General features: G+C 58.6%; 15 protein-coding genes. 11 read left to right on the top strand and 4 right to left on the bottom strand.

Annotated elements, in window-relative coordinates; translation table 11 throughout:
- Positions 1–19: 19 nt before the first annotated feature.
- From AC1DJO_RS13620 to AC1DJO_RS13610, 3 genes are all read right to left on the bottom strand, one after another.
- Complete coding sequence (locus AC1DJO_RS13620) at positions 20–601, bottom strand: TadE/TadG family type IV pilus assembly protein (protein ID WP_112514237.1); 582 nt, start codon at positions 599–601, stop codon at positions 20–22.
- A complete protein-coding gene (locus AC1DJO_RS13615) occupies positions 601–1,191 on the bottom strand; it encodes a TadE/TadG family type IV pilus assembly protein (RefSeq protein WP_112514236.1) in 591 nt (196 codons plus the stop codon). Before AC1DJO_RS13615 ends, AC1DJO_RS13620 begins: the two co-directional genes overlap by 1 nt.
- Before the next feature lie 133 nt (positions 1,192–1,324).
- On the bottom strand, positions 1,325–1,738 hold the full coding sequence (locus AC1DJO_RS13610) for a pilus assembly protein N-terminal domain-containing protein (RefSeq protein WP_112514235.1): 414 nt from the start codon (positions 1,736–1,738) through the stop codon (positions 1,325–1,327).
- On the opposite strand from AC1DJO_RS13610, the gene AC1DJO_RS13605 reads away from it, so the two are divergent.
- The 11 genes from AC1DJO_RS13605 (at position 1,647) to AC1DJO_RS13555 (ending at position 11,645) form a co-directional block, all read left to right on the top strand.
- On the top strand, positions 1,647–1,910 hold the full coding sequence (locus AC1DJO_RS13605; protein WP_477971281.1) for a hypothetical protein: 264 nt from the start codon (positions 1,647–1,649) through the stop codon (positions 1,908–1,910). The genes AC1DJO_RS13610 and AC1DJO_RS13605 overlap by 92 nt on opposite strands.
- Positions 1,911–2,137: 227 nt before the next feature.
- Positions 2,138–2,326, top strand: coding sequence for a Flp family type IVb pilin (locus tag AC1DJO_RS13600; protein ID WP_112514234.1), 189 nt, complete (start codon positions 2,138–2,140; stop codon positions 2,324–2,326).
- Positions 2,327–2,409: 83 nt separating this feature from the next.
- Complete coding sequence (locus tag AC1DJO_RS13595; RefSeq protein ID WP_477971085.1) at positions 2,410–2,922, top strand: A24 family peptidase; 513 nt, start codon at positions 2,410–2,412, stop codon at positions 2,920–2,922.
- A 110-nt stretch (positions 2,923–3,032) separates the two neighbouring features.
- Positions 3,033–3,845, top strand: a complete 813-nt coding sequence (cpaB, locus tag AC1DJO_RS13590; RefSeq protein ID WP_477971083.1) for a Flp pilus assembly protein CpaB — start codon at positions 3,033–3,035, stop codon at positions 3,843–3,845.
- 10 nt (positions 3,846–3,855) lie between these two features.
- Positions 3,856–5,361, top strand: a complete 1,506-nt coding sequence (locus AC1DJO_RS13585) for a type II and III secretion system protein family protein (RefSeq protein ID WP_477971081.1) — start codon at positions 3,856–3,858, stop codon at positions 5,359–5,361.
- A 23-nt stretch (positions 5,362–5,384) separates the two neighbouring features.
- Positions 5,385–6,104: a CpaD family pilus assembly protein gene (locus tag AC1DJO_RS13580; protein WP_477971079.1), complete on the top strand. Its 720-nt coding sequence runs from the start codon at positions 5,385–5,387 to the stop codon at positions 6,102–6,104.
- Between the two features lie 15 nt (positions 6,105–6,119).
- Positions 6,120–7,400 (top strand): CpaE/TadZ family protein, encoded by a 1,281-nt coding sequence (locus AC1DJO_RS13575; protein WP_112514230.1) that lies wholly within the window; start codon positions 6,120–6,122, stop codon positions 7,398–7,400.
- Between the two features lie 30 nt (positions 7,401–7,430).
- Positions 7,431–8,909 (top strand): TadA family conjugal transfer-associated ATPase, encoded by a 1,479-nt coding sequence (locus AC1DJO_RS13570; protein ID WP_112540008.1) that lies wholly within the window; start codon positions 7,431–7,433, stop codon positions 8,907–8,909.
- Complete coding sequence (locus AC1DJO_RS13565; protein WP_477947337.1) at positions 8,909–9,916, top strand: type II secretion system F family protein; 1,008 nt, start codon at positions 8,909–8,911, stop codon at positions 9,914–9,916. The genes AC1DJO_RS13570 and AC1DJO_RS13565 overlap by 1 nt, the downstream gene beginning before the upstream one ends.
- Positions 9,917–9,934: 18 nt before the next feature.
- Positions 9,935–10,921: a type II secretion system F family protein gene (locus AC1DJO_RS13560; protein WP_112514227.1), complete on the top strand. Its 987-nt coding sequence runs from the start codon at positions 9,935–9,937 to the stop codon at positions 10,919–10,921.
- A 91-nt stretch (positions 10,922–11,012) separates the two neighbouring features.
- Positions 11,013–11,645, top strand: a complete 633-nt coding sequence (locus tag AC1DJO_RS13555; protein WP_477971077.1) for a LysE family translocator — start codon at positions 11,013–11,015, stop codon at positions 11,643–11,645.
- Positions 11,646–11,657: 12 nt separating this feature from the next.
- Here the strand turns inward: AC1DJO_RS13555 and AC1DJO_RS13550 are convergent, their stop codons facing one another.
- On the bottom strand, positions 11,658–12,482 hold the full coding sequence (locus AC1DJO_RS13550) for a tetratricopeptide repeat protein (RefSeq protein ID WP_112540014.1): 825 nt from the start codon (positions 12,480–12,482) through the stop codon (positions 11,658–11,660).
- Positions 12,483–12,514: the final 32 nt, after the last annotated feature.

Genomic DNA, 12,514 nt, shown 5'->3' with positions numbered 1-12,514 from the left:
AAATTGCGAAGCAGCGGGCTCAGCAGTCGCTGCAGGCGATACTGTCGTTCTGACGCTGGCGATAATAATAGGTTCGCTGGATTGTCAGCGTCTGCAGATTACCCGGCAGGAAGGCGGGACTGAAGGCAAAGAGCTGGTATGGTATGCTCAACTCGGCGCGAACAAGAAAACTGCTGGCCTTTTGCATATCGGCGGGAACGCCCGTTACGGCCGAGTTCGTTGCATAAGGTGCCGATGTTGTCGAATTTCCCCATGACCAGAGCACTTTCGCATTGGCGCTGGCGTCCATCGTGATGCCGGTCAGCTTGACCTGCATCTGAGACGTATTGTACGGCGCGAAGATCGCGTTGGCGACAGTAGTGATCTGCTGAAGCGAGGTCTTCGTGACACCCTGCTGCTGAGTAACGATGTCGGCGACCGAACCCGCGGCACGCGCTGCCCGTTTGCTCACGCTCAGCCCGACAGTGATCTCGAAGGCACCGATATAGAGCATCACGAGAATTGGAAAGAGGATCGCGAATTCAATAGCACCAACGCCGCTGCGATCGCCGAAAAGTCCGGCCAACTTGGACTTGATTCTGAATTGGAGCGCGCTGGCCATCACGGGTATTGCTCGTTTTGGAAGGCTGCGGTGGCAACGATCAGGAATTCATTGAGGTGGGCGCCGGTCGAACTGCGATAGGGCGTAATATAGGGGCGGACCAGATCGGTAATGACCTGCCATTTGTAATAGGCACGTATCATATTCTTCGTACCTGAGCCGCCAGGGCTATACTGGATCCCGGTTGTATCGAGGCCCGTTGCGTTCATCGGAATGGTCACCGGCATGTCCGAAAAATTCGTGAACGTCCGCACGTCGAGCCAGAGCTTGTTCGGCGTTGCTACCTCGGCAGCGGAGCAATTGATGAGGATGGAAACCTCATTGCAGAACCGCTGCCTGAAGTCCTTCACGTCAGCCACGTCCGTGGCCCGGCCCAAGCTGAATGTGATCTGGCCGGTGCGCATACGGCGGGCCATCGTATCGACGCCGTTGGATACCAACTCTTCGGCCGCGAAGGCGACGAAGGTTTCGATGATCGCGAAGATCACCATGAAATAGGGAATGGCGAGCAGGGCAAATTCGATCGCTGCAGAGCCGTCCTTGGAACGCGCGAACGCTCTAAACCGCCCGCGCTTCTTCGTGCCGGGCATGGCAGGCTGGTCCTGCGGGCAGGGAATTGCGCTTTGGGGCGAGTTTGTCATGCACCGATCCTAGGGCGCGATCGTTGATTTTCCGTTTCAGAGCGAAGCAACAATTTAACGGATGGCGACCGAGGCCGATATGCTAGCCGCCTGTTGCTTCGGTCGCGGCCTGTTGCGTGTGCTGTTCGCAGGCCGGTGAGCAGGATAGAACCGAGCGATCGGTCTGGCGATAAACCCGGACGGTGTTGCCTTCGTCGATCGACACCAGAATTGTCTGGTCGAGGATAGCGTTTCCATCGATGTCCAGCAGAACGATGTTGGTCGTTCCGAAGCTACGTCCCGTCAGCACGATCGTTTTGGAATCGGCGACCGTCGCGTCGGCAACCTTGGCATTGCCGACGATGACCTTGCTGACCGCCCGGTCGAGCTTCAGCACGCGCGCGTGATCCATGTAAACCCGCAGCATGTCTTCTTCCGCTGACGCGGGTTGCAAAAGAGCGAACCACGGCAAGGCAGCGATGCAGGCGACCAATACACTCTTGCCGCGTGATGACATGGAACTCTCTCTTGAATTTCTGCAGAATTTCTCATCAGCATGGAAAAAATTGGTGAATGAAGACTTAAAAGTCTCTGATTTCGCCAAATCGCGGCGTCTGGCATCCCGAAACAGGACGTTTCCGCCAGCATCAACGGGAAGCGTACCATTCCGGGACTGGCTGTTGTATTGAAATGTAACGCCGTGAATGCTTGGCGGCGAACGTCTTTCATGCATAGATAAAATGATAATATATCCGCTAAGAAACTGATTACCATGAGCGGCTCTACTTTAGCATTAACAGTCTGGTAACCCTCTTCTTTAAGCCGATTGAAACAGCGCCTCGCTAGGTTGAGCCAATCCGATCAACGGCAAACAGTTGGCGGACGTGCTGAACATCAACTGGAGTAGGAGTTAGACATGACCAAGCTTGTAAGCCGTTTCCTGAAGGACGAATCTGGTGCGACCGCAATCGAATACGGCCTGATCGCAGCGCTCATCTCTGTAGCGCTCATCGCCGGTGCAACCAGCCTCGGTACCAACATCAACAACGTGTTCCAGAACCTGAGCACGAAGATGAGCAACGCCGCTACGGCCGCTTCCAAGTAAGCTGCTTGATAGGCGATCTTCAAAAGATATGCCGTGCGAAGGCTCACCTGAGACGTGAGCCTTTTCCTTTTCGGGGGTGAAACATGATTGCTGCAGCCGTGTTCGTGATTTTTCCGTTCTGCCTGGCCGTCGCGGCACTCTCCGATCTGTTTACGATGACGATCCCGAACCGGGTGTCGCTCGTTCTCGTTGGCAGCTTCCTGATCGCCGCACCGCTGACCGGTATGCCCTTTGATGCAATCGGGCTTTCACTGCTTGCCGGTGCCGCTGTGTTTCTCGCCTGTTTTGCGATGTTCGCCGTGAACGTCATGGGTGGAGGCGATGCGAAGCTTCTTTCTGCCGCCGCACTGTGGTTCGGCTTCACGCCCTCGCTTGTCATGTTCATCGCCGCTGTTGGCCTGTTTGGCGGACTGCTAACCTTCGCCATCCTCTTGCTGAGAACGCAGTCCAACACCATCCTGGCGATCGGCGTGCCGGTTCCGAATTCGCTGATTCTCGCCAAGAAGATTCCATATGGTATTGCGATCGCAGCGGGAGGTTTTATTGCATTCCCGTCTTCGCCAATCTTTGTGGCAACCCTGGAAGCCCTGAAATAGCGGCGTTTTAATCGCCCGTTAACTTAAAATGTAAGGCTTCCGTTAACTATAATTATACCAATTCCTGACCATTCTGCGGGACGAATATGCATCGTTTCGAGGAATGATCGATGAAGCCCGCGCGTCTTCTCATACTTTCAGTGGCCGTTGTCGCCGCCGGCCTCGCCGGCCTTTTGGCGATGAAGCTCGCTGGACGCGGTGGTGTCGTCACCCAGGTTCAGTCGGTCGTCGAGAAAGAGCCGACGGTCAATGTTCTCGTCTCCAGCTCAAATCTTCCCGTTGGCGCCCGCATCGATGACAAGGCCGCGCACTGGATGCCTTGGCCACAGGGCGGCGTCGTGCAGGGCTTCATCACAGAAACGGACAAGCCCGATGCTCTGAAGGAGCTGCAGGGCGCCGTCGTCCGCCTGCCGATATTCGAAGGCGAACCGATCCGGCCTGAAAAGGTCGCCGATTCCAATAGCCGCATTCTCTCGGCTCTTCTGCCTGCCGGCAAGCGCGCCGTTGCGACTGAAATCTCGGTTGCAACAGGAGCGGGCGGCTTCATCCTCCCCAATGACCGCGTCGACGTGATCATGGTCCGCAAGGGCACGGGTACCGAGAAGTTCATCACCGAGACGGTTCTGAGCAATGTTCGGGTTCTCGCGATCGACCAGCAGATTCAGGAGAAGGACGATGGCTCAAAGGCCGTCGTTGGCACGACTGCCACACTTGAGCTCACCCCTGATCAGACGAAGGTCCTCGTCGTTGCGCAGCAGATGGCGGACCGGCTGTCGCTGGCGTTGCGCTCGATTGCCGACGCGCAGGATCAGGATACGAGCGCCGCTGACTATCTCCTGAGCGGCGACAACGGAAACGCCTTGGTTCAGGTCATCAAGTCTGGATCGATCGTTACCGACAGCAGTGCGCCCAAGGCAGAATGAGGACGTTGAGATGACCAAGACAATGCGGCGCACCAGACTTCTGCTCACCGGCTTCCTGTCGCTGACCACAGCCGTCACGGGCCTGACGCCAGGTTTCATGGCACCAATTCTTGGCGCTTCAAGCGCATTTGCTGATTCCGATGGTATTGTCCGTATCTCGCAAACGGGGCCCGGCGCACATCGCCGTCTCAAGATCGGCCTCAACAAGGCGGTCGTCATCGACCTGCCGGAGGATGCGCACGATATCCTCGTCTCCGATCCCTCGATGGCCGATGCCGTGACGCGGACGTCGCGCCGTATCTATCTGTTCGGCAAGAAGGTTGGCCAGACCAACATCTTCATTTTCGGCGGCGACGGTCAGGAAGTCGTCAGCCTCGACATCGAGATCGAGCGCGATGTCTCCGGTCTTGAAGCCAATCTCAAGCGCTTCATTCAGGACTCGAATATCAATGTCGAGATCGTCTCGGACAACATCGTCCTGACGGGGACGGTCCGTACGCCGCAGGACGCGACCCAGGCTGCCGATCTGGCGCAAGCCTTCTTGAAGGGCGGTGAAGCGACCACGCGCACGGAAACCGCCTCCAGCACCGCACAGCAGGGCGACGTCGCATTGTTCGCTGAAGCCCGGCAGCAGTCGCAAGTGGTCAACCTGCTGCAGATCCAGGGTGAGGATCAAGTCACGCTGAAGGTGACGATTGCCGAAGTGCGCCGTGAGATCCTAAAGCAGATCGGCTTTGACAATCTCATCTCGAACTCTTCGGGGCTGAACGTCGCACAGTTGGGTTCGCCGACTGCCAATTCATCCTCGGCTACGCTTGGCGGCGGCCTCGCGGCTCTCTTCAAGTCGTCGATCGGCCGCTATGATATTTCGACCTATTTGAGCGCCCTCGAACAGGCCAAGGTGGTTCGTACACTGGCCGAGCCGACATTGACGGCGATCTCAGGTCAGGCGGCAACCTTCAACTCCGGCGGCCAGGTTCTGTACTCGACGACAGACAATGACGGAAATACCACTGTTGTCCCGTATAACTACGGCATCAATCTGGCGTTCAAGCCTGTCGTGCTATCCTCTGGCCGTATCAGCCTGGAAATCAAGACGAACGTTTCCGAGCCAGCACCGTCTGCCACCGGATCTGCTCCGACCTATCAGCGCCGCTCTGCTGAAACCTCAGTCGAATTGCCTTCGGGCGGATCGATCGCTCTTGCCGGCCTGATACGCGACAATGTTGCGCAGACGTCGAATGGTACGCCAGGGGTTAACAAGATCCCGCTGCTCGGCACGTTATTCCGCCAGCGCAGCGTCCAGCGTGAGGAAACAGAGCTTGTCATTATCGCGACGCCGTATCTCGTGCGTCCGGTCGCTCGCAATCTGCTCAACCGTCCCGACGACAATTTCAGTCCAGAAAATGATGGCCAGGCGTTCTTCATGAACCGGGTGAACAAGGTCTACGGTGGCCGAGAGGCGCCGGTTGCCGACGCTCAGTTCCACGGCTCCATCGGGTTTATCTACAAATGAAAACGATGCGGCGGGACACAATCATGACGAAGCCCAATCAGGCGGTGGCCGATATGACGAAGATCAAAAGAAGCGCATCGAAATTGCTGACGGCGGCCGGTCTGCTCGCTACGGCCGCGCTGACAAGCTGCGCTGCTCCGCGTGACAATCTCACCACCGGCGGCATCCCGGATGACTATCGTCAGCGTCATCCCATCGTCGTAACCGAAGCCGAACAGGCCGTCGATATTCCTGTCGCAACCACGGACCGCCGTCTGACGATTGCTCAGCGAGATCTGATCCGGGGCTTTGCGACAACCTATACTTCGCGCGCATCCGGTCCGGTCTATCTGATGTCACCGCAGGGCTCGGCAAATGCGTTTGCCGTCAGCCAGGTTCGCGGGCAGGTGCGCGCCGAACTCGCCTCGCGCGGTATCCCCACATCAAAGATCGTTTATGCGTCCTATGCGGCCGCAGGCGGCGGCGATGCAGCCCCGATCCGTCTGACCTTCACCGGGACCACGGCCGTCACGACCCAATGCGGCCAGTGGCCAAAGGATATCGGAGGCGGCTTCGACAACCAGAATTATTACAATTTCGGTTGCGCCTATCAGAACAATCTGGCTGCCCAGGTCGCCAATCCGGAAGATTTCATCGCGCCCCGCGGCATGACGCCGATCGACGCGGCACGGCGTAACGACGCCATCACCGAATATCGCACCTATCGCACGACCATCGAGACGAACGGTAGCTCCGACTTCTAATGCGGAATTGAACGAATGAGCGCAGTCGATTACGAGATCAAGAACACGACCGAACTTCGCAATGCCGAAGAAGCGGTTCGCATGGCCGAGCTCGAGAATATGCGGCCACTTCCGCGTATCTCGGTTCACGCCTTTTGCGAGAGCGAAGGTCTTCAGGAAACGATGGAACGCTGCGGCAACGATCGCCGCATGTCGAAGGTCAGCCTGCGCATAACGAGCGGCGGCATTGCGGCCGCTGCGAATATGTTTCAGACCACTCCGACACCGAATCTGATCATTCTGGAAACAAAGGCGAATGCTGCGAGCCTCATGGCTGAGCTCGCTCCGCTGGCAAGTGTCTGCGATCCCTCGACCAAGGTCGTCGTTGTCGGCTACTACAACGACATCTCCCTCTATCGCGATCTGATCCGCAACGGGATCTCCGAATATATCGTCCAGCCGGTCGCCATGCCGGATCTGATGACGGCTATGGCGGCAATCTTTGTCGATCCGGACGCCGAGCCGCTCGGCAAGAGCATTGCCTTCATTGGCGCCAAGGGTGGTGTCGGCGCCTCGACGATCGCCCATAACTGCGCCTTCGGCATCTCCAACCTGTTCTCGACGGAAACGATCCTCGCCGATCTCGATCTTCCTTACGGAACCGCCAATATCAACTTCGACCAGGATCCAACCGTGGGCATTGCCGAAGCGGTCTTCGCGCCTGAAAGGCTCGACGAAGTTTTCCTGGACCGGTTATTGACGAAGTGCTCCGAACACCTGTCGATGCTTGCGGCTCCATCTCTCCTCGACCGGGTCTATGATTTCGACGGTCAGGCCTTCCAGCCTGTCCTCGATGTGCTGCAGCGCAATGCACCTATAACCGTGCTCGATGTTCCGCATACGTGGTCCGAGTGGACGCGCTCCGTCCTTGGCTCGGTCGATGAGGTGGTGATTTGCGCCGCACCAGACCTGGCTAACCTGCGCAACACCAAGAATATGCTCGACGCCCTGCGCAAGGTGCGGCCAAACGACAAGGCACCGCATCTCATTCTCAATCAGGTCGGCATGCCCAAACGTCCGGAAATTACCCCGGGCGACTTCTGCGAGCCTTTGGAGATCGACCCGATCGCGATCATTCCATTCGACATCAATCTGTTTGGAAACGCTGCAAACAGCGGCCGGATGATCTCCGAAATGGATGCGAAATCACCCACGGCGGAAACCTTCTCGCAGGTTGCCCACATCGTCACCGGCCGGGTTGCCCTCAAGAAGGCCAAACGCGGCAGCCTTCTCGGGCTTTTGAAGCGCGGCAAGTGACAGACGTAAAAGTGTAGATTGGAATCTGGCATGTTCGGAAAACGCGGAAATGAAGGTTTCGGAAAGGCCGGCGGCGTTGCAGCCCCGCCGCCGCCGGCTGCCGCTGCTGTTTCGCCGTCGGCCTCTCCGAGCGTCATCGTCGAACCGAACCGCGAACCCGCACGCTCCCAGGTAACGCCGCCGCCGATGCAGACACCGCAGCGTCGCCGCCCGGCGCGCACGGACGAATATTACGACACCAAAGCGCAGGTCTTCTCCGCGCTGATCGATACGATCGACCTGTCTCAGCTTGCCAAACTCGATGCCGAAAGTGCCCGCGAAGAAATTCGCGATATCGTCAACGACATCATCACGATCAAGAATTTCGCGATGTCGATCTCGGAGCAGGAAGAGCTGCTCGAGGACATCTGCAACGACGTCCTGGGTTACGGCCCGCTGGAGCCGTTGCTGGCACGCGACGATATTGCCGACATCATGGTCAATGGCGCCGGGAAGACCTTCATCGAAGTCGGCGGCAAGACTATCGAATCGGAAATCCGATTCCGCGATAATGGCCAATTGCTGTCGATCTGCCAGCGCATCGTCAGCCAGGTCGGCCGCCGCGTCGATGAATCGAGCCCGATCTGCGATGCGCGCCTTCCCGATGGTTCGCGTGTGAACGTCATCGCGCCGCCGTTGGCAATCGATGGCCCGGCACTGACGATTCGTAAGTTCAAGAAAGACAAGCTGACGCTCGATCAGCTGGTCCGCTTCGGCGCAATCACGCCCGAGGGCGCAACTCTGCTGCAGATCATCGGCCGCGTCCGGTGCAATGTTGTCATTTCGGGCGGTACCGGCTCCGGCAAGACGACACTTCTCAATTGTTTGACGAACTATATCGACCGCGATGAGCGTGTCATCACCTGCGAAGACACGGCCGAATTGCAGCTTCAGCAGCCGCATGTCGTGCGTCTCGAAACCCGCCCGCCTAATATCGAAGGCGAAGGTGAGATCACCATGCGCGACCTGGTCAAGAACTGCCTGCGTATGCGCCCTGAACGCATCATCGTCGGCGAAGTGCGTGGACCTGAAGTGTTCGACCTTCTGCAGGCGATGAACACTGGCCACGACGGCTCGATGGGAACGATCCACTCAAACTCGCCGCGTGAATGCCTGAGCCGTATCGAATCGATGATCGCGATGGGCGGCTTCAGCCTGCCGGCAAAGACCGTCCGCGAAATCATCGCCGGATCGATCGATGTCATCGTTCAGGCGGCCCGCCTTCGCGATGGTTCGCGCCGCATCACGGCGATCACCGAGGTGATCGGCATGGAAGGCGATGTGATCATCACCCAGGACCTGATGCGCTACGAGATCGATGGCGAAGATGCTGCAGGCCGGTTGATTGGCCGTCACATGTCCACGGGCATCGGCAAGCCGAACTTCTGGGATCGCGCCCGCTACTACAACGAAGAGAAGCGGCTGGCCGCAGCCCTTGACGAAATGGAAACGAAGTCGAAGGGGGCGTGATGTTCGGTTTTGATCCCATCGTCCTTGGCATCATTCTCCTCGTGGCTATCGCCGCGGGAGCCGTTTGCTACAGCTTGCTCTTCACCCGCATGGAAACCGAGAAAAAGGCCGCGAGCCGCGTCAGCCGCGTCGGTTCGGCCGAAGCAGACCGGTCGAACGTCAAGGCGGCGCGGGATCGCGTTCAGGAAATGTCCAAACGCCGCAAGTCGGTGCAGGACAACCTGAAGGATCTCGAGAAGCGGCAGCAGGAGAACCACAAGCGCAAGCTCTCCTTGAAGTCGCGCCTGACGCAGGCTGGATTTTCCATCACCCCGGCGAAATTCTACATGTTCAGCGCTGGCTTCGGTTTTTTCCTGATGCTGATTGCGTTCCTGGCTGGCGCTCCCACACTGATGGTTCTGGCTGTGCCCGTCATTGCGGGCCTCGGTCTGCCGCGCTGGATACTGAGCTTCTTGATCAAGCGCCGTCAGAACAACTTTCTGACCGAGTTTCCGAATGCGCTCGATGTCATCGTCCGCTCGATCAAGTCCGGCCTGCCGCTCAACGACGCCATCAGACTGATCGCCAATGAAGGCCGTGATCCGGTCAAGACGGAATTCCGCCGCGTCGTGGAATCGCAGCAGCTCGGTCTCAGTGTGCCCGATGCCTGCGCCCGTATGACAAATTATATGCCGCTGCAGGAAGTCAGTTTCTTTGCCATTGTCATCGCCATTCAGTCTCAGGCCGGTGGTAACCTTTCGGAGGCGATCGGCAATCTTTCGAAGGTCCTTCGGGATCGCAAGAAGATGAAGGCAAAGGTCTCGGCTCTGTCAATGGAAGCGAAGGCCTCAGCCTGCATCATTGGCGCTCTGCCGTTCATCGTCGCGACGCTCGTCTATCTGAGCTCGCCGCAATATATGATGATCCTTTTTACCGATCCGCGCGGCCATCTGATCATGGGCCTGTCGGCCTTCTGGATGTCTATCGGCATCTTCGTGATGAAGAAAATGGTCAGTTTTGATATCTGACGGAGAGGGAAGCAAGCCATGTCTTCAGATCTTGCATCACGTTTGACAGATCCGTCCATGCTGGTCGCGCTGTTCGTCGCGATCGCCGTCTTCGCAACGTTTTATACGATTGCGGTCCCTTTCTTCGAGCGCGGCGATCTCAATAAGCGCATGCGCGCTGTTTCGACCGAACGCGATCAGATCCGGGCACGTGAACGCGCGCGAATGAACTCCGATACCACGTCGAGCAAGGCCTCGCTGAGAACGCAGAACAATCGTTCCGTTCGCCAGATCGTCGAGCGTTTCAATCTGCGCGAAGCGCTGGTCGACGAAAATACCATGAACAAACTGAAGGCCGCAGGCTTCCGGTCTGAAAATGCGCTGAATACCTTTCTCGTGGCGCGTTTCCTTTTGCCGTTTGTGTTTCTTGCGGGCGCCGCATTCTACATCTTCGGCCTTGGCCACATGATCGAAAAGCCTTTCCCGATCAGGCTTCTCGTGGTCATCGGAACGGCCTATCTGGGCTTCTACGCTCCGAATATTTTCATCTCCAACCGTATGGGCAAGCGTCAGCACTCGATCAAGCGCGCCTGGCCGGATGCACTCGATCTGATGCTGATCTGCGTTGAATCGGGTATCTCGATCGAAGCTGCGATGCGCCGTGTCTCGGAAGAACTGGGAGAACAATCGCCAGCGCTCGCCGAGGAAATGGTCCTGACGACCGCAGAGCTGTCCTTCCTGCCCGATCGCCGTCAGGCGCTCGAAAACCTCGGCACCCGAACGCAGATCGATATCGTTCGTTCGGTCACGGCGGCCCTGATCCAGGCCGACCGTTACGGCACGCCGATCTCGCAGGCGCTTCGCGTTCTTGCCCAGGAAGGCCGCGACGAGCGTATGAACGAGGCGGAAAAGAAGGCGGCCGCTCTGCCGCCGAAGCTGACGGTGCCGATGATCCTGTTCTTCCTGCCGGTTCTGGTCGCCGTTATCCTCGGCCCAGCCGGTATCCAGGTCGCCGATCGCTTCTGAGGCCCTTGAAGAGCGTGGCCAACCGGTCTAGCCATAGATCCTGATCGACCGGAAGAGCCGCTATCGCGCTCTTCGGTCACGAGGAGCTCGCATGTCTTCTGCTGCCATTCTCGCCAGTATTTTCGCGGCCATGCTTATCGGGGCAATGAGCCCCGGTCCGAGTTTTGTCGTCGTCTCCCGGATCGCTATTTCCCGATCGCGCCTCGACGGCCTCTGCGCCGCCCTGGGCATGGGCATCGGCGGCGTTATCTTCAGCGCGCTTGCGCTCGCCGGATTGACCGCGCTGCTGACGCAATTCGCGTGGCTTTATCTCGTGTTAAAGATCGCGGGCGGCGCCTATCTCGTCTATATCGCCTACCGGATCTGGCAGGGTGCCGCAGACCCGCTTGAGGTGACAGGCGTTACCGAGGGCCGCTCGTCACTCCGGCGCAGCTTCTCGACGGCACTTCTGACGCAGCTCAGCAATCCGAAGACCATTGTCGTCTACGCCAGCATTTTCGCAGCTTTTCTGCCGAAATCCGTTCCGCTCGCCGTCGCCGTCGGCTTGCCGATCGGAATTTTCGCCATCGAGACGGGCTGGTACACCGTGGTTGCGCTGGCTTTTTCGGCCCGCAGACCGCGTCAGGCCTATCTGGCGGCAAAGGCATGGATCGACCGTGCCGCCGGCTTCGTGATGGGTGGCCTCGGCCTGCGCCTGATTTATGCGGGCGTGATGTTGAGATAGAGAATCGCCGGATCAGTTGGTGTTGTTCGCCGCCTGGCTATCCTTCGAAGCAAGCTTTTGCCAGGAATTCTGCTGCGAAAGCATCGAGCGCAGATAGGCGACATTGGCGTCGGCTTGCTGAGGGGAGAGTTCGCGCCGGGCAATCTGCTCGGCTTCCGGAAAGCGCCCCTGCAGTCCGACGACGAGCGCCAGGTTCTGGCGGACGCGGCTGTCGGCGCTAGGCTGGCCTGCCGCCTGCCGCATGTAGGTTTCCGCCGTGCGGAGATCGCCCGTCAGCACATAGGACATGCCGAGATTGGAAAGAACCGAAGGTTCGTTCGGCATGATATCCAGTGCGTCGCGATAGCGCGCCCGTGCTTCGCTGGCCTTGCCCATCTGGTCGAGGATTGCGCCTTGGGCTGAAACCAGCTTCCAGTCAGGCCGGTCGGGCGTCTGCGCGCGGCTGATGGTGTCGAGCGCCTGCTGAAGCTGTCCGGCCGCCGCCTGCGCCTTGCCGTAGGCGGCCAGAACGTTGCGGTCGCTCGGATTGGAAATCGCCACCTGCTGCATGACGGCCAGCGCCTGCGCGTCACGTCCGGCCGAGCGCAGCAAGCTCGCATAATAGACGCCATTGGTTGGATCGCGCGGGTTTTTCTCGTATATCTGTCCGGCACGCTCGGTGGCAGACCGCATTTCGTTGACGTCCATCGTCTCGACCGGCTTCGCAGAAGCGGGGATCGATCCGGTGGTCATCTTGTCTTTGGTTGTTGTGCAGCCGGCGAGCGTCAGGCCGACCAGCGCCACAACGGCACCCTGCAGGAGACGGGTCTTGAGCGAAGTGGTGGCCAAACGAGGCATCGCGCTTTCCTGAATTCAGAAACAGGCGCCTG

This window comes from Rhizobium sp. 05N430 (assembly GCF_056396985.1).
The sequence above is the reverse complement of the archived record's forward strand: the minus strand, read 5'-3'. Positions and strand labels throughout refer to the sequence as shown.